We start from the raw sequence: 17,238 nt of genomic DNA, 5'->3' as shown, positions 1-17,238 counted from the left end.
GTAAATAAATAAGCGGGTCCGCCTGTGTGTGGCAGCAACACTACTTCACTAGGAAGTTAAATACTGATGAAAGAAATGCCGGTGCACTCACCCCCTTCCGTTCTGATCAGCGGTTGCTCTTCAGGTATAGGCCACATCGTCGCGAAAGGGCTGCAGGCCCGTGGCTGGCTGGTGTTCGCAACGGCGCGCCAGCACAACGATGTTGCACGGCTGGCCGACGAGGGCTTTGTTGCCCTGCAACTGGATATCGCCGACGATACGTCGATTCGCAGCTGTGTCGATCAGGTATTGACCCACACCGGCGGTCGCCTCGACGCGTTGTTCAACAACGCCGGTTTCGGTGTTCCGGGGGCCGTCGAGGACGTGTCGCGCGATGCGATGCGGCATCAGTTCGAAACCAATGTGTTCGGCAGTCTGGCGCTGACCAATGCGGTGTTGCCGGCGATGCGCAGGCAGGGCCGTGGGCGGATACTGTTCAACAGCTCGGTGCTGGGGTTTGCGGCGATGCCGTACCGCGGGGCGTACAACGCCAGCAAGTTCGCGCTCGAAGGTCTGGCGGATACGCTGCGGCTGGAACTGGCAGGTTCCGGCATCCACGTGTCGCTGATCGAGCCCGGGCCGATTGCGAGCCGCTTTCGCGCCAATGCGCAGCTGCAGTTCGACCGCTGGATCGACGAGGCGGCGAGCGTGCATGCGCCGGCCTACCGGGCGATGCGGGCGCGGCTTGCCAGAGCGGGGCCCGCTGCGCCGTTCACGCTGCCGCCGGAGGCGGTGCTGCAGGTCGTGATCGCCGCGCTTGACGCGGACCGCCCGGCGGCGCGTTACCGCGTGACGGTGCCGACGCACGTATTCTGGTGGCTCAAGCGGCTGCTGCCGACCCGCCTGCTCGACTTGGTACTTTTGCGCGCCAGTGGCGACGAGCCCGGTCATGTGTACGGACGCAAGTAAATCCGTCGCGTCGGCATGACCGAGTCACATTCCGCCGTCCTTGTCCAGAATTGAGGGGGGGCGGGTGTTCGGCTAAAATACGGGATTCCAATCTGTTGCATTCGCCATGACCAAGTACATCTTCGTAACCGGCGGCGTTGTTTCTTCTCTCGGGAAGGGCATCGCCGCCGCGTCGCTTGCGGCCATCCTCGAGTCGCGTGGCCTCAAGGTCACCATGATGAAGCTCGATCCGTACATCAACGTCGACCCGGGTACGATGAGCCCGATGCAGCACGGCGAAGTGTTCGTGACCGAAGACGGCGCCGAGACCGACCTCGACCTCGGCCACTACGAGCGCTTCATCCACTCGAAGATGAAGAAGAGCAACAACTTCACCACCGGGCAGATCTACGAATCGGTGATCAAGAAGGAACGTCGTGGCGACTACCTGGGCAAGACCGTCCAGGTGATTCCGCACATCACCGACGAGATCCGGCTGTTCATCGGCGAAGGCACCGAAGGGGTCGATCTGGCCGTGATCGAGATCGGCGGCACCGTCGGCGACATCGAGTCGCTGCCCTTCCTCGAAGCGATCCGCCAGATGGGGGTCGTGCTCGGTCGCGAAAACGTCTGTTTCGTTCATCTCTCCTACGTGCCGTACATTGCTGCCGCCGGCGAGATCAAGACCAAGCCGACCCAGCACAGCGTCAAGGAGTTGCGCGAAATCGGCATCCAGCCGGACGTGCTGATCTGCCGCGCCGATCGCGTCGTGCCGGACGACGAGCGCAAGAAGATCGCGCTGTTCACCAATGTGTCGGAAAAGGCCGTGGTGTCGTGCCCGGACATGGATTCGATCTACCAGATCCCGCGCGTGCTGTCGGATCAGGGCATCGACGACATCATCTGCAAGCAGTTGCAGCTGACCCTGCCGAAGGCCGACCTTTCGATGTGGGACCGCATCGTCGGGGCAATCCAGAATCCGAAGCAGACCGTCAATATCGCCATGGTCGGCAAGTACGTCGACCTGACCGAATCGTACAAGTCGCTGATCGAGGCGCTGAAGCACGCCGGCATCCACACCGAGAGCGAAGTGAAGATCCACTTCGTCGATTCGGAGTCGCTCGAGACCGAAGGTCCGGGTTGCCTGGCGTCGGTCGACGCGATCCTCGTGCCGGGCGGTTTCGGCAAGCGCGGCGTCGAGGGCAAGATCGTTGCGGTCAAGTACGCCCGCGAAAACAATATTCCTTACCTCGGCATCTGCCTTGGCATGCAGATCGCGCTGATCGAATACGCGCGTGACGTTGCCGGCATGAAGGGCGCGAACTCGACCGAGTTCGACCTCGAGACCGGGTTCCCGGTCGTGGCGCTGATCGACGAGTGGGTCAACCACGACGGCAAGATCGAGACCCGCGACGAGAACTCGAACATGGGCGGCACGATGCGCCTTGGCGCGCAGGAGTGCAGGCTCGTTCCGGGCAGCCACGCGGCGAACATCTACGGTGCTGACGTGATCACCGAGCGCCACCGCCACCGCTACGAAGTCAACAACCACTACCTGCCGCGCCTCGAGGCGGCCGGGCTGACGATCAGCGGCAAATCGACCGGTGCTGAGCAACTGGTCGAGACCATCGAGTTGCCGGAGCACCGCTGGTTCTTCGCGTGCCAGTTCCATCCGGAATTCACCTCGACGCCGCGCGATGGCCATCCGCTGTTCAAGTCCTATATCGAGGCGGCGGTCGATTACGCCAAGTCGCAAGGGCGTGAAGGCCTGAGCTGCTGATCAACCCGGGCCACCAGCAGGTGGCCCGTCATGCGTATTGGCCGGGTGTTGCGACACCTCGCCGGGAGACAAGCACCATGAAGCTGTGCGGATTCGAAGCCGGTCTCGACAAGCCGTTTTTCCTGATTGCCGGGCCGTGCGTGATCGAGGGCGAGCAGTTCTCGATCGACGTTGCCGGTCAACTCAAGGAAATCACCGCCGAACTCGGCATCCCGTTCATTTTCAAGTCGAGTTTCGACAAGGCCAACCGTTCGAGCGGCAAGTCGTTCCGCGGCTTCGGCATGGACGAGGGGCTGAAGATTCTGGCCAAGGTCAAGGAACAGATCGGCGTGCCGGTGCTGACCGATATCCATGAGATCGACCAGATCAAGCCGGTTTCAGCCGTTGTCGACGTACTGCAGACCCCGGCCTTCCTGTGCCGCCAGACCGATTTCATCCGGGCCTGTGCGCAATCGGGCCGGCCGGTGAACATCAAGAAGGGCCAGTTCCTCGCACCGGGCGACATGAAGAACGTCATCGACAAGGCCCGCGAGGCCGCGCGCGACGCCGGCCTGCCCGACGACGTGTTCATGGCTTGCGAGCGTGGTGCCAGCTTCGGCTACAACAATCTGGTGTCCGACATGCGCTCGCTGGCGATCATGCGCGAGACCGGTGCGCCGGTGGTGTTCGACGCGACCCATTCGGTCCAGCTGCCGGGCGGCCAGGGCGACAAGTCCGGCGGTCAGCGCGAGTTCGTGCCGGTGCTGGCGCGCGCGGCGATGGCGGTCGGCGTCGCCGGCCTGTTCGCCGAAACGCACCCGGACCCGGCGTGCGCGATGTCCGACGGCCCGAATGCGTGGCCGCTGCCGCGGATGAAGGAGTTGCTGACGGTGCTCAAGGCGATCGACACCACGGTTAAGGCAAACTCCTTGTCTGAACAAACGCTGTAACCCGGTGCCGGCAGTATCGGCGCTGGTCTGTTCTACAAACGTCATCATCAACAAAGGAAAGCATCAATGAGCGCAATCGTTGAAGTGATCGCCCGCGAGATTCTCGACTCCCGCGGCAACCCGACCGTCGAAGCAGACGTCCTGCTCGAATCCGGTGTGATGGGCCGTGCCGCCGTGCCGTCCGGCGCGTCGACCGGCGAGCGCGAAGCGCTCGAACTGCGCGACAACGACAAGTATCGCTACCTCGGCAAGGGCGTGCTCAAGGCCGTCGAGAACATCAATACCGAGATCGTCGAAGCGATCATCGGCCTCGATGCCGCCGACCAGGCATTCATCGACAAGACCATGCTCGAACTCGACGGTACCGAGGACAAGAGCAAGCTGGGCGCCAACGCCATCCTCGCCGTGTCGATGGCCGTTGCCAAGGCTGCAGCCGAAGAATCGGGCCTGCCGCTGTACCGCTACATCGGCGGTTCGGGCCCGATGAGCCTGCCGGTGCCGATGATGAACGTCGTCAACGGTGGCGAGCACGCGTCGAACAGCCTCGACTTCCAGGAACTGATGATCGTTCCGGTCGGCGCACCGACCTTCCGCGAAGCGCTGCGCTACGGCGCCGAGATCTTCCACAACCTGAAGAAGATCCTGCACGACAAGCACCTGCCGACCCAGGTGGGTGACGAAGGCGGTTTCGCGCCGGACGTGGCCAATGCCGAAGAAGCACTGGACCTGATCCTGGCCGCCATCCACAAGGCCGGCTACAAGCCGGGCGAAGACATCGCCATTGCGCTGGACTGCGCCGCGTCGGAATTCTTCGACAAGGCCACCGGCAAGTACGTTTACAAGAAGAGCGACCAGCGCGCACTGACCAGCGAACAGCAGGTCGACTACCTCGAGAGCCTCGTCAACAAGTACCCGATCATCTCGATCGAGGACGGCATGGGCGAGCGGGACTGGGACGGCTGGAAGGTGCTGACCGACCGCCTGGGCGACCGCGTCCAGCTCGTCGGCGACGACCTGTTCGTCACCAACACCAAGATCCTCGCCGAAGGCATCGCCAAGGGCATCTGCAACTCGATCCTGATCAAGGTCAACCAGATCGGTTCGCTGTCGGAAACGCTCGCTGCGGTCGATCTGGCCAAGCGCAACGGCTACACCTCGGTCATGTCGCACCGTTCGGGCGAAACCGAAGATTCGACCATTGCCGATCTGGCCGTTGCAACCAACTGCATGCAGATCAAGACCGGCTCGCTGTCGCGTTCGGACCGTATCGCCAAGTACAACCAGCTGCTCCGTATCGAGGAAGAGCTCGGCGATGCAGCGGTGTACCCGGGCCGTGGTGCGTTCTACCAGCTCAAGAAGTAAGCGCCTAAAACGCTGCAAACATGTAGTAAGATGGAAAACCGGGGTTCGGCCCCGGTTTTTCTTTGGTTCCAACCCGGTTTCTCCCGCACTCACCCATGCGCCTGCTTGCCATCGTCCTTGCCTTGTTGATCGCCCTGTTGCAGTGGCCGTTGTGGATCGGCAAGGGTAGCTGGTTGCGCGTCTGGCAGCTCGACAACGAGCTCGTCGCCAAGCGCGCCCAGAACGAGCGGCTGAAGGAGCGCAATGCCGCGCTCGACGCCGAAGTCGCCGACCTCAAGTCCGGTACCGATGCAATCGAGGAGCGTGCCCGCAACGAGCTGGGCATGATCCGCCAGGACGAGGTGTTCTTCCAGGTGCTCGATCGCCGCAAGCCGGCCAGCGGCCCGTCGATTGCCAGCCAGATCGCGTCGGCACCCTGAGCGCATTTCGCTCGAATTGTGCTGCTGTCGTGGTTTAATAAACAAATATTCACAACTGTAACGGCCTGACTGTATATTGGTATCTCATCGACGATGAGGTGCATGATGGCAACGCCGGTTTCTCCCGCTGCAAAGCGCAAGTCCGATACCCTGTATTTCCAGCTGGCCGAGGAAATGGCGCAGGCGATTGCGGCCGGGGTGCTGAAGGCCGGCGAGCGGTTGCCGTCGATCCGCCGCCTTTCGGCACAGCGCCAGATCAGCCTGTCGACGGTGATGGAGGCGTACCGCGAGCTCGAAGCGCGCGGGCTGATCGAGGCTCGGCCGCAGAGCGGTTTTTACGTCAGGGCGCTGCATCCGGCCTTCGTGGCGCCGGCGCTGACGCAGCCGCCGACCGAGCCGCGAGAGGTCGTCACCGCGCCGGTGCTCTGGCCCTACCAGGTCAACGAGAACCAGTCGATCCGCGTCGATTTCGGCCTTGCGATCCTGTCCCCCGAGCTGTACCCGACCCAGCAACTGCAACGGCTACTGGCGCAGACGACGCGCTACCAGCCGAGGGTGCTGGCCGATTACGGCAAGCCGGCCGGCGACATCGAGCTGCGCCGGCACATCGCCCGCCGCTCGATCGCCTGGGGCGGCCAGTTCGAGGCCGACGACGTGCTGATCACCAATGGCTGTCTCGAGGCGATCAACCTGTGCCTGCGTGCGGTGACGTCGCCGGGCGATGTCGTCGCGATCGAATCGCCGGCCTATTTCGGCCTGCTGCAGATCCTCGAGAGCTTCCAGCTCAAGGCGCTGGAAATCCCGACGCATCCGCAGAACGGGATTTCGATCGAGGCGCTCGAACTTGCGACGCGCGACGGTCGGGTCAAGGCCTGCCTGCTGATCCCTAGCTTCTCGAATCCGCTCGGCAGCGTGATGCCGGACGAGAACAAGAAGCGGCTGGTCGAACTGCTCGCGAGCCGCAGCATTCCGCTGATCGAGGATGACCTGTACGGTGAATTCTTCCACCACGGCAGTCGCCCGCGCCCGGCCAAGGCCTTTGATCGCGACGGCAATGTGATGCTGTGCTCGTCGTTCACCAAGGCGCTGGCGCCGGGGATGCGCGTCGGCTGGGTCGTCGCCGGGCGCTGGCGGCGCGAGCTCGAGAAGCTCAAGTTCATCAACACCTATTCGACGCCGCTGGCCCTGCAGCAGACGATCGCGCGCTTTCTCGAGAACGGCGGCTACGACCACCACCTGCGCCGGTTGCGGCGTGCCGTGGCCGAGCAGGTCGACGGGGCGGTATCGGCAATCCGGCGTTTCTTTCCGAAGGACACGCGGCTGAACGTGCCGCAGGGCGGCTATGTGCTGTGGGTCGAGTTGCCCGAGTGTGTCGACACGCGCGAACTGTTGCGGCTGTCGCTGGCGGAAGGGATCAGCTTTGCGCCGGGCGAGCTGTTCTCGCCCAGCCACAGCTACCGCAACTGCCTGCGCATCTGCTGCGTCGAGCCATGGACGACAAGGCACGAGCGCGCGATCCAGCGGCTGGGCGAGCTGTGCCAGACGCTGATCCGCCCGGTGCCGCAGATCGCCACCACCGTGTGAACGCTCAGTTCTCGCTGCTCGGGTTGCCGTCGTCGACGTGCATCACGACCATGCAGCTGGTCGGGCCGCTGTGCTGGACCTCGTCGCAGAACGGCGAGTACGACATCAGGCAGGGCTGGTTGGAGCGGGTTTCGTCGATCCAGATCACGTCGAAACGCTGACCGCAGACCGAGTCGAGCACCATGCGCAGCGTGCTGATGTTCTCGATCAGCCCGCCGGCGGTGTACGGGCTGAACAGGCTGGTGGCAAGCGCGAGCGCCGCGAGGCGTGGGGGGCGAATCATGGCGGACCTCCCGGCAGTCGCCCGGCACAGCCGCCGGCCCCCGAGGGGTACTGCCATGATTCACTCTAGATACTTACAACCGCCACTTCAGTGACAGCGGGGCGCCGAACGTCGGCTGGCGATGCCGGGTCAGCCGGGCGAGCCAGCCCGAGCGGGCCGAGAGCTGCAGCCTGGCCTGCACCGAGATGGCTTCGACCAGTGCGGTGCCGCGCACCGGCGCGGTCCACTGCTCGCCCTGCCTGAGCGTGACGTCCTCGCCGTCCAGCGTCAGCCAGAGGCTGCCGGCGGTGCAGCGCAGCGCCCGCCCCGGTGTGAGCACCAGCCTGTGCAACTGGCCGGATTCGAGTGTCAGGGTCTTCATCGTCGTCTCCTGTCGTAACCATAAGAACCTGTTTACGATCTTTTCACGGCCGCGCCGATCCGGAAAAAACGCAGCCACAAGGCGTGCGACGCGGGCAATAACCAGTTATTGGCAAGGAGCACAACGCAGTGGATGCGTTTTTTCCGGATCGGCCCTTCGGGTTCCGGGCATTGCCGGCGGCGGACTGCGTTGCAAACCGCTTGCGGTACTCGTACCGCGGCGCGGTTCACGCCTTGCCCACCCCCGGCACTGCCCGGAACGCGGTCGTGAAAAGATCGTAAACAGGTTCTAAGACGATGCTACGGCGGCACCTGTCGCGGCGTCAGACGCAGCCGTTCGGTACTGTGATGGTGCAGCGGGTCAGCCGGTGCTGATTGTAATGCCCATGCCGATGGCAAGCTGTTTGGTCGCCACCGGTTCAGTCGTCGTCGCTGCCCGAAAGCGGTGGCTGGTAAGCCTCGCCGCGGCGCAGTGCGCGCAACAGGAAGCGGGCGGGGTCGACGGCACGGACGAGCGACTTCTCGAGCGGCAGCGGTTCGCCGTCGAGCTGGCTGGCGAGCAGCTCGCCCATCAGTGTTGCCCAGCTCAGGCCGCGCGCGCCGAAGCCGAGTACGCCGTACAGCCCCGGCTGGCGCGGGATCTGCTGCGGCTGGTGGCAGCGCGGGTAGCCCGCGTGCCAGCGTTCCGGCAGGGCGCCGACCAGCGGCAGCCGGTCTGGCGAGGCGGGGCGCTGGCAGAGCCGGTGGGTCAGTGCAATGTCGTCGGCGAGTCCGGCGTCGGGGAGTAGCGCCATCAGCGCCTTGCGGTTGTCGTCACCGGCGGCGGCCAGATCACCGCCGTAGGCGGCTGCGCCGATGACCCGTTCGCCGGCGTGGGCGCCGGTGACGTAGCCGGCGCCGGCGATGCCTGCCGCGGGCAACGGCAATGCATCGGCGGCGAGCCGGCTGGCGACGCGGGCGACGCTCCACAGCGGCAGCTCGGACCCTTGTGCCAGCGCGCGTGCGGCGCTGGCGTTGGCGAGGATCACGACCGGTGCGGTGCCGACAAGGCGATCCTGTGCGTCGAACGCCTGCCACTGCTGCGTCGCCTCGTCGCGCGCGAGCCGGACGATCGGCGTGTCGGGCCGGAAACGGATGCGATCGGCGTGGCGCGCGAGCAGTGCGGCGCAGTAGGCCGGCGGATTGATCCAGGCGCCGCGCTCGAACCACCAGCCGCCGCGCGCCGGCCGCAGCCCGAGCCGGGACCGCGCATCGTCGGCGGACCAGAATTGCAGGCCGTGGCAGGTGCCGGCCTCGGCGATTTTGCGCTGCAGCGCTTCCTGCGCATCGTCGCGCGCGACCTGCAGGATGCCGTCGACGCCGTGCGGCACGGTCAGCCCGGCTCCGGCGAGTTCGGCCAGCTTTGCCAGCGTCGCTGCGTTGCCGGCACGGCTGAGGCGGGACAGCAGGTTGTCGTCCTGCGAGACGTAGGCGTGCATCAGGCCGGCGGGGTTGCCCGACGATTGCGTGGCCGGTGCCGGCGCGCTGTCGACGAGGTCGATGCACCAGCCGCGTGCGGCCAGCCGCTCGGCGGTGGCGCAGCCGGCGAGCCCGGCGCCGACGATCAGCGCATGCCTGGCGGTGCTGGCGCTGCGGGCCTGCCGCGGTGCGCGGGCAACGCCGCCGCGCAGCATGTGCCACTTGCTGCCGTAACCCTTGGCCCTTTCGACGGCGAAACCGCATTCGTTCAGGCTGCGCCGCACCGTGCCGGCGGCGGTGTAGGTCGCCAGTGTGGTGCCGGGATGACTGAGCCGCCACAGCTGCCTGAAGACCTCGGGCGACCACAGTTCGGGGTTCTTGGCCGGCGAGAAGCCGTCGAGATAGATCGCGTCGGCACAGGCGTCGAGCTCGGGCAGCACGTCGAGCGCATCGCCGAACAGCAGCGTCAGCGTGATCCGGCCTTCGTCGAGCGCCAGCCGGTGAAAGCCGGGCGTGAGGTCGGGCCAGCGTTCGACGAGCTGTGCGGCCAGTTCGCCGAATTGCGGGAGGCGGGCGAGCAGGGCCGCCAGGTCGTCGCGACCGAAGGGGTGGCGCTCGACCGAGGCGAAATGCAGCCGCCGGCCCGCGGCCGGGTCGGCCCGCCATGCGGCCCAGGTCACCAGAAAGTTCAGCCCCTGCCCGAAGCCGGTTTCGACGATGGTGAACATGTCCCGGCCCTGCCAGCGCGCCGGCAGGTCGTTACCGTTCAGGAAGACATGTTCGGCCTGGCCGATGCCGCCATCGGGCGAGTGGTAGGCGTCGTCGAACTCGTTCGAGAACGGGATGCCGTGTTCGTTGAAGGCGAGCCGGGCGGGCGTGATGCGGGCGGGCAAGGGTGGCTTCCGGGCAAAGTCGCGATTCTACGTGCCTGCGACGGGGACGTCGTGTCCGGAGAGGAAACGGCGTACTAGCAGCCAGAAGCCGATGCCGGCGACGAGGTTGGCGCAGGCAAACCAGACGTTGCCGCCGCCGTCGTAGCCCAGCCGGACGATCTCGATGCCGATCGTAAAGAACACCATCGTGATCATGCCGAGCGAGGCGGCGACGGTGCCCTTGCTGACGCTGCTCGAGAACAGCGTCAGCCGGTACAGCGCTGCGTTGGCCAGCCCGACACCGAAGGCGTAGAGGCTGATGCCGGCGACCAGCCAGGCGATCGCGTTGCTGTCGACCAGCATGGCAGCGGCGGAGACGCTCAGGCCGGTCAGTGCCGGGATCAGGCCGAAGCCGATCATCCGGTGGATCGGCACCCGGTCCGCCACGCGGGCCAGCGTGATGTTGCCGAGGATCAGCGCCGCAAATACCGGGATCTGCCACAGGCCGAAGGTCAGCGGCGTCATGTGCGCGCGCTCCATCAGGATTACTGGCGCCTGGCCGATCCAGGTCAGGATCGGCAGGCTGGCCGCGCCGATCGCGAGTGCGCCGCAAACGAAGCGCCGGTTGCCGAACACCTTGCGGTAGTCGCCGGCGATGCTGCGGATGCTGAACGGTGTGCCGCGCAGCTTGGCGGTTTCGGGCATCGTGCGCCACAGGCCGAACAGCGAGATCGATGTCGTGATCGCGATGAGTACGAAAATCATCCGCCACGGCGCGACCTCGATCAGCGCCGCGCCGGCCACCGGCCCGACCAGGGGGGCCAGTAGCGCGACATTGGCCATCAGCGCCATCACCCGCACGGCCGCCGTTTCGGAAAACGCTTCCTGGATCGACGCGTAACCGATCGCGGTGACGAAGCACAGCCCCATGCCCTGGAAGAAACGCAGCACCATGAACTGGCCGATCGAGCTGGTCGGCAGCGTCAGCAACAGCAGCACGATGAAGGCCGAGACGCCGAACAGCATCAGCGGCCGCCGGCCGATCCGGTCCGACAGCGGCCCGAGCAGCCATTGCAGCGCCGCGCCGCCGGCAAGGTAGGCCGCCAGCGCCGTCGGCACCAGCGACGACGGCGCGTTGAACTCGTGTACGACCTGCAGCATGCCCGGCAGGATCATGTCGTTGGCGATGTAGGTCGAAAACTCGAACAGCACCAGCGAGATCGGGAACAGCATCGTTCGCCAGGTGAGTCGGGAGATGGGCTGGGCGGTCATGGGCGGACTTCGGGGAATCAACCCGCCAGTCTGACCGATGACGACGGAATGCGCGATGGAGGATTACCGCCGTTGCGACACTTCGGGCGGGGTCGGGCAACGTCGGCCAAGCGCCGCCGCCGGCCCATGCTTACGCCGCCGCTGCGGTGCTGTTTGGCGCAAATGCAGTGCTGCGCTGCATTTGCGCTGGCGGATGAAACGCAAGGCATGGCCTGACGGCAAATAGCGCCGAATTTCATATTGAGTGGATTGCATATTCTTTGCGGGTCTATTTGGCGGCTTCCTATCCTTGTCGTTCATTTACAGACAAGGAGGAATGTATGCCGTCCAGCCGTTCACAAACGCTTTCGTCGTTCAGACACGCCGGCCTGCTGCCCGGTCTGGCCGCGCTGCTGCTCGCCGGCCAGGTCAGTGCCGCCTCGGTGCTGGCGACGCCCGAGCAGCAGGCGCTCGACGCCCGGGCGATCCAGATCAGCAAGCGCAATCCCTTCTTGCTGCAGCGCGCGCAGCTGGCTTCGGCGTACGCGGCAGCCCACGGTGCGCCAATCAGCAGAGAGGCCGGCGCGCGGCTCGACGAGGCGATCGACGAGCTGGTGTTCAGCGCCATCCAGAAGGCGGTGAACAACGATCCGGCGTATCCGAAGGTCTACTGGCTGAATGCGCCGCCGCGCGACTGGTTCGGCCTCACGGTGCCGGGCGGGCGCTATTCGTACGACAACCCGGACAACATCTACCGGACCATTCCGGTCGACGGCGACTCGCGCTACGTGATCCGCGGCCAGCGCCGCGGCAGCGGGCCGAGCGACGTGACGTTCTCGCTGATCAGCAACCCGAACTACCAGCAGAGCATTGCCGTGCTGAGCGGCAAGGACCTGGTCGTGGCCGGCGACGGCAGTTTCACCATCACGGTCGACAGCCAGCCGGCCAACGGCCGGGTCAACCACATCCGGTCGACCGCCGAGGCGAAGCAGCTCTTCGTGCGCAACAACCTCGGCGACTGGGCCGCGGAGACGGCCGACGCGCTCAGCGTCACCCGCCTCGATGCGCCACCGCGCCCGGTGAAGAGCGACGCGGACATCGTCGCCGACGTCCGGACCAATCTGAACGAATCGACACTGGCCTACGCGGTCGGCACGCTGGGGCTGAAGACCTATGCCAACCCGGTGAACACGCTGCCGCAGCCGAGCTCGTCGGCCACGCTCGGCACGCTGGTGACGCAGGCCAGCAGCTTCGGGCATTTCCGCCTGACCGACGACGAGGCGCTGCTGGTCACGGTCAACACCGGCGGTGCCGGCTACTTCGTGCTGCCGCTGACCGACCCGTGGACGGTCAGCGTCGAGCCGGATCGCCGCCAGGTCAGCCTGAACCATGCGCAGGCGGTTGCCGATGCCGATGGCGGCTACACCTTCGTGATCTCGCCGCGCGATCCCGGCGTGCACAACTGGCTCGACACCGCGGGGCTGCACGAAGGCACGCTGATGCCGCGCTGGCAGAACCTGCCGGCGACGCCGCCGGCCAGCGGCGGCCCGGCCATCGCCACCCGCGTCGTCAGGCTGGCGGAACTGCCGCACTACCTGCCCGCAGGGACGCGCTACGTGACGCCGGCAGAGCGCCAGCAGCAGCTGGCGGCGCGTGCAGCCGGATACGCGGAGCGGGTGGCAACCGACTGATCGGGACGACGGTCAGCAAGGCTGCGGGCGGAGGCGTCGGTGGATGGCGCCCGCCTGCACCAGCCAGCCACGCTGCTGCCAGCGCCGGTACATCAGCACGCCGCGCAGCCATTCGTCGCAGAGCATCGCCAGCCAGACGCCGGCCAGCCCGAGGCCGAGCGCCGTACCGAGCAGCCACGCGCCGCCGACGAGAATGGTCCACATCGACAGCATGCCGACGACGACCGGGTACCGTACGTCGCCGGCCGCGCGCAGCGCGTTGATGGCGACCAGGTTGGCAACGCGCCCCGGCTCGAGCACGATGCCGATGTACATCAGCACCGTGCCGGTGGCGATGATCGCCGCATCGGCGGTGAACAGGCCGAGCAGCCACGGCGCGGCCAGCGCGACCAGCAGCGCCATGCTGCCGGCGAACAACCAGCCCAGCTTCAGGCTCTGCAGCACCTGCCGGTAGGCGGCGTCGAACTCGCCGGCGCCGACGAGCTGGCCGATGAGGATCTCGGTCGCGAGGCCGATCGCGACGCTGGTCAGCACGACGATGTGCACCAGCTGCATCGCGTAGGTCTGCGTGGCCAGCGTCGTATCGCCAAGCCGCGCGCTGAGCGCGGTGATCGTCATAAAGGCCAGATACCAGCTGACCTTCTCGCCGGCGGCCGGCAGGCCGATGTGCAGGATGCGCCGCAAGACGTCGGCCGGAACGACGAGCAGCTCGCGCAGCTGCGGATGCCAGCCCAGCGCACGACCCAGCAGCAGGATCAGTGCCAGCAGCGCGACGATGCGTCCCAGCACGGTGGCGTAGGCGACACCCTCGACGCCCAGCACCGGCGCGCCGAGCAGGCCGAACAGCAGGACCGCATTGCCGCAGGCACTGACGACGTTCTGCGCCAGGCTCACCCACATCGCCGTCCGGCTATGGCCGTGCGCGCGCAGCACGGCCGATACCGACAGGTTGACCGCCTCTAGGCACAGGCTGGCGCCGACGATGACGAGATAGGGGCGGGCGTAACCGCGCAGCGCGTCGGAAAGCTGCATCGCCCGCAGCAGCGGGTCGGCCAGCACGGCGACGACGATGCCGAGTGCGAGGCCGAGCCAGGCGTTGACCGCGATCGCGGCAACGGCAACGCTGCGGGTGCCCTGCCGGTCGCCGGCGCCGATGTGGTGGGTCAGGACGACGCTGCCGCCGATGGCAACGAAACCGAACACCATGATGCACAGCGAGACGACCTGGTTGGCCGCCGACAGGCCGGCGACGGCGCTGTCGCCGATGTGGCTGACCATGAAAACGCCGATCATGCCGACCAGCATGTGCAGCAACTGCTCGAGGAACAGCGGCCAGGCGAGCTGGAACAGGGTGGGGCGCTGCGGGGCGGGATGCATGGCGGCTGGTTTTCCGGGTGGTTTCCGCCATTCTGCGCAATTCTCCGGCGCAATTCAAACCGGTTTGAATTGGAGTTTTGGTGGTTCAGGAGCCGGTCAGGGCGATGAAGCAACCACGGCTCGTGCTGGTGGCGTATCGTGCTTTGCGGCATGCTCGCCGCTTTTCCGCACCGGAGCCCGGCCATGAAACAGATCGACACCGTGACGCTGGACGCGCTGGCGGCGCAGGCCGCGCAATCGCCGCGCCGACGTGCCAACCACAACCTGCATCCGGTGCTGGCCGATCCGGTCCAGCGGCTGGCGATTGCAATGGAGCCCGATACCTATGTGCGGCCGCACCGGCATCCGCACACCTGGGAGCTGCTGTATCCGCTGCGTGGCCGCTTTGTCGTGCTGCATTTCGACGCCGCCGGTACGGTCATCGACCGCGCGGTGCTCGGCGACGGTGTCGCGGTGGTGGAGACGCCGGCCGGCGTCTGGCATGCGGTGCTGTCGCTCGACGAGGGCGGGGTGATCTTCGAGGTCAAGCACGGCCCGTATGCGGCGATCCCGCCGGAGGACTATGCCGCCTGGTCGCCGGCCGAGGGCGAGGCGGGCGTTGCCGGGCTGATTGCGCGCTATGCGAGTGCCCGGCCGGGTGACGTGCTGGCGTAGCGCCTTTGCGCTGTCCGCTAGCGGTCGGCCTCGCGCACCGCGCGGCCGAACCAGACCGCGAGCAAGGTCAGCAGGGCGAGCGCGGCGAAGGTCCAGTGAAACGCCGGCAGCAAGGCTTCGCCACCGATGCCGGCCGGCGCCAGCGCCGCCAGCAGCAGGCTGCCGACGGCAACGCCGAAGGCCATCGACAACTGCATCGCGGTGATCCAGCCGGTGTTGCCCATATTGGTGTTCTCGGGGGCAGTTCGGTCACCGTCGCGGCATTCAGCACCGTGTACTGGGTCGAATTCAGCGCGCCGTTGAGCAACAGCAGCGCGACGATCTGCACGCCGGCGCTGTCCGGCTTCAGCCAGCCGAAGGCCCAGGTCGCCAGCGCGAGCAGGATATTGGTTGCTGTCAGCAGCCGTGCCCGGCCGAATAGGCGGATCAGCGCGGGCATCAGCGGTTTGGCACCGATCGCGCCGATCGACGCGACACCGATGTACAGCCCGGCCTTGGTCGGGCTGAAGCCGAGCGCCAGCTGCAGCTGCAGCGGCACAAGGAGCGGCACCGCACCGGTGCCAAGCCGGCCGAGCAGCGTCGCGAGGATGCCGGCGCGGTATCCGCCCTGTTGCCACAGCGCCGGCGAGAATAGCGGCGCCGGATGCCGGCCGAAGTGGCGGGTGCACAGCCAGAGCGGAATCAGCGCCGCCAGCGCGAGCGGCAAGGCCAGCGAAACCGGCAAGGCCTTCTGGCCGAGCGCATCGAGCGCGGTCGTCAGCACGGCGATGCCGCCGGCAAACAGCAGGAAGCCGAGCGTATCGAAACGCTTGGCGTCGCTGTGCCGGTAGTCGGGCATGCAGCGCCGGATCAGCAGCAGCCCGAGCACGCCGACCGGGACATTGATGAAGAAAATCCAGCGCCACGATGCGTATTCGGCCAGCCAGCCGCCGAGCAGGGGGCCCAGCAGCGGGCCGACCAGACCGGGGATGGTCACGTAGTTCATCACCCGCAGGTAACGTTCGCGCGGGTAGTGATGCAGGATCGTCGCCAGCCCCACCGGCATCATCAGCGCCGCGCCGGCGCCCTGCAGCACGCGCACGACGACGAGAAAGCCCAAGCTTTGCGAGAAGCCGGCCGCCAGCGAGGCGGCGGTGAACAGCAGCAAGGAGCCGGCGAACACCCGGCGGCTGCCGAAGCGGTCGGCCAGCCAGCCCGATGCCGGCGTGCAGACGGCGACGGCCAGCCCATAGGCGAGGATGACCGCATGCAGCGAGAACGGGCTGGTGCCCAGTTGCGCCGCCATGGCCGGGATCGCGGTATTGAGGATGGTGACGTCCAGCATCTGCATGAACATCGCGATGGCGACGAGCCAGGGCAGGCCGCGGTAGTGGCGGGTGATGTGGGTGCGGGCTTCCATGGGCTCAACCGGGTGACGGGGTGCTGCCGGCGTGTGCCGGCAGTGCGGCCAGCAAGTCGGCCGGTACCGGATACTGCGCGCACAGGGCGCGCTTCTGCACCGCAGATAGTTGCTTGACTGCGTGTTCTTCGCGGCTGGCGCTGGCGCGGTCGGCGTGCGGGATCACGGCTGCGAGCCGCCTAGGCGGATTGGCGCGGGTGTAACGCGCGCCCTTGCCGGCAAGGTGGGTGCAAAAGCGCGCGACGACGTCGTTGCTGATGCCGGTATAGAGATGGCCGTTGGCACACTCGATCAGGTAGACGTACCAGGACATGGAAGCGGCCGGGATGCGGAAGCGGACGATTGTACCCGCCGGCGCGGGCGCTATTCCATGTCTTGCGCCCTGGCGCGCGCGTGCATTTCCTCGGCCGACAGCCGTTCGCGTTGCGACGAGATGTACCAGCGGTGCCCGAAGGGATCGACGATGGTGCCGCTGCGGTCGCCGTAGAACTGGTCGGCCGCCGGCCGCGTCACGACCGCGCCGAGCCCGACGGCACGTGCGATGGTCGCGTCGACGTCTTCGACATAGAGCAGCAGCCCCACCGGCGTGCCGCCGACGGTCTGCGGGCTGTGGGCCTCGTACTCGGGGTGTTCGCTCGCCAGCATCAGCGGCTGGCCGTTGATGCGCAGCTCGGCGTGGCCGATGCTGCCGCCGGCGCCTTCGAAGCGCATCGCCTCGGTGGCGCCGAATGCGGCCTTGTAGAAATCGAGCGCGGCGTGACCGTCGTCGACGATCAGATAGGGTGTGACTGCCGTGTATTCGGCGGGAATCGGCGGGACAGGCATGGGGGACTCCGGCGGAGGTGACGCTCCACGATAGACCGCCTGTGGCGCGACGGGTGCGTCCGTTCAT

The 17,238-nt window shown here is 66.6% G+C and carries 16 protein-coding genes; 8 read left to right on the top strand and 8 right to left on the bottom strand.

Annotated elements, in window-relative coordinates; translation table 11 throughout:
• Window positions 1-66: 66 nt before the first annotated feature.
• From BJP62_RS02605 to BJP62_RS02580, 6 genes are all read left to right on the top strand, one after another.
• Window positions 67-948, top strand: a complete 882-nt coding sequence (locus BJP62_RS02605) for an SDR family NAD(P)-dependent oxidoreductase (RefSeq protein ID WP_070526181.1) — start codon at window positions 67-69, stop codon at window positions 946-948.
• Between the two features lie 106 nt (window positions 949-1,054).
• Complete coding sequence (locus tag BJP62_RS02600; protein WP_070526179.1) at window positions 1,055-2,707, top strand: CTP synthase; 1,653 nt, start codon at window positions 1,055-1,057, stop codon at window positions 2,705-2,707.
• Between the two features lie 77 nt (window positions 2,708-2,784).
• Window positions 2,785-3,636, top strand: coding sequence for a 3-deoxy-8-phosphooctulonate synthase (gene kdsA, locus BJP62_RS02595; RefSeq protein ID WP_070526178.1), 852 nt, complete (start codon window positions 2,785-2,787; stop codon window positions 3,634-3,636).
• A gap of 66 nt (window positions 3,637-3,702) precedes the next feature.
• Entirely contained in the window at window positions 3,703-4,998 is a 1,296-nt protein-coding gene (eno, locus tag BJP62_RS02590; protein WP_070526176.1) for a phosphopyruvate hydratase, read from the top strand.
• A gap of 95 nt (window positions 4,999-5,093) precedes the next feature.
• Window positions 5,094-5,417: a cell division protein FtsB gene (ftsB, locus tag BJP62_RS02585; protein ID WP_070526174.1), complete on the top strand. Its 324-nt coding sequence runs from the start codon at window positions 5,094-5,096 to the stop codon at window positions 5,415-5,417.
• Window positions 5,418-5,522: 105 nt separating this feature from the next.
• On the top strand, window positions 5,523-7,001 hold the full coding sequence (locus tag BJP62_RS02580) for a PLP-dependent aminotransferase family protein (RefSeq protein WP_070526173.1): 1,479 nt from the start codon (window positions 5,523-5,525) through the stop codon (window positions 6,999-7,001).
• 4 nt (window positions 7,002-7,005) lie between these two features.
• Here the strand turns inward: BJP62_RS02580 and BJP62_RS02575 are convergent, their stop codons facing one another.
• From BJP62_RS02575 to BJP62_RS02560, 4 genes are all read right to left on the bottom strand, one after another.
• Entirely contained in the window at window positions 7,006-7,284 is a 279-nt protein-coding gene (locus BJP62_RS02575) for a hypothetical protein (protein ID WP_070526171.1), read from the bottom strand.
• Window positions 7,285-7,357: 73 nt separating this feature from the next.
• On the bottom strand, window positions 7,358-7,645 hold the full coding sequence (locus BJP62_RS02570) for a DUF2917 domain-containing protein (RefSeq protein ID WP_070526169.1): 288 nt from the start codon (window positions 7,643-7,645) through the stop codon (window positions 7,358-7,360).
• Window positions 7,646-8,063: 418 nt separating this feature from the next.
• Window positions 8,064-9,995 carry a bifunctional tRNA (5-methylaminomethyl-2-thiouridine)(34)-methyltransferase MnmD/FAD-dependent 5-carboxymethylaminomethyl-2-thiouridine(34) oxidoreductase MnmC gene (mnmC, locus tag BJP62_RS02565; protein ID WP_070526168.1) on the bottom strand — a complete coding sequence of 644 codons (1,932 nt, stop codon included), beginning with the start codon at window positions 9,993-9,995 and terminating at the stop codon, window positions 8,064-8,066.
• A 27-nt stretch (window positions 9,996-10,022) separates the two neighbouring features.
• Entirely contained in the window at window positions 10,023-11,246 is a 1,224-nt protein-coding gene (locus BJP62_RS02560; protein WP_070526166.1) for an MFS transporter, read from the bottom strand.
• A 320-nt stretch (window positions 11,247-11,566) separates the two neighbouring features.
• Here BJP62_RS02560 and BJP62_RS02555 point away from each other — a divergent pair, with 320 nt between their 5' ends.
• Window positions 11,567-12,916, top strand: a complete 1,350-nt coding sequence (locus BJP62_RS02555; protein ID WP_205700948.1) for a DUF1214 domain-containing protein — start codon at window positions 11,567-11,569, stop codon at window positions 12,914-12,916.
• A gap of 12 nt (window positions 12,917-12,928) precedes the next feature.
• On the opposite strand, the gene BJP62_RS02550 is transcribed toward BJP62_RS02555, so the two are convergent.
• Window positions 12,929-14,293, bottom strand: coding sequence for an MATE family efflux transporter (locus tag BJP62_RS02550; RefSeq protein ID WP_070526165.1), 1,365 nt, complete (start codon window positions 14,291-14,293; stop codon window positions 12,929-12,931).
• Between the two features lie 183 nt (window positions 14,294-14,476).
• Here BJP62_RS02550 and BJP62_RS02545 point away from each other — a divergent pair, with 183 nt between their 5' ends.
• Window positions 14,477-14,947 carry a WbuC family cupin fold metalloprotein gene (locus tag BJP62_RS02545; RefSeq protein ID WP_070526163.1) on the top strand — a complete coding sequence of 157 codons (471 nt, stop codon included), beginning with the start codon at window positions 14,477-14,479 and terminating at the stop codon, window positions 14,945-14,947.
• A 67-nt stretch (window positions 14,948-15,014) separates the two neighbouring features.
• Here the strand turns inward: BJP62_RS02545 and BJP62_RS02540 are convergent, their stop codons facing one another.
• The 3 genes from BJP62_RS02540 to BJP62_RS02530 are packed head-to-tail and all read right to left on the bottom strand — an operon-like array spanning window position 15,015 to window position 17,171.
• Window positions 15,015-16,346: an MFS transporter gene (locus BJP62_RS02540; protein WP_070526161.1), complete on the bottom strand. Its 1,332-nt coding sequence runs from the start codon at window positions 16,344-16,346 to the stop codon at window positions 15,015-15,017.
• A 4-nt stretch (window positions 16,347-16,350) separates the two neighbouring features.
• Window positions 16,351-16,659: a GIY-YIG nuclease family protein gene (locus tag BJP62_RS02535; RefSeq protein ID WP_070526160.1), complete on the bottom strand. Its 309-nt coding sequence runs from the start codon at window positions 16,657-16,659 to the stop codon at window positions 16,351-16,353.
• Between the two features lie 50 nt (window positions 16,660-16,709).
• On the bottom strand, window positions 16,710-17,171 hold the full coding sequence (locus tag BJP62_RS02530) for a VOC family protein (RefSeq protein WP_070526158.1): 462 nt from the start codon (window positions 17,169-17,171) through the stop codon (window positions 16,710-16,712).
• Window positions 17,172-17,238 lie beyond the last annotated feature (67 nt).

It is taken from the genome of Jeongeupia sp. USM3 (genome assembly GCF_001808185.1).
Lineage (GTDB): Bacteria > Pseudomonadota > Gammaproteobacteria > Burkholderiales > Chitinibacteraceae > Jeongeupia.
Note: the sequence above shows the minus strand (reverse complement) of the source record. Positions and strands in the feature narration are given on the sequence as shown.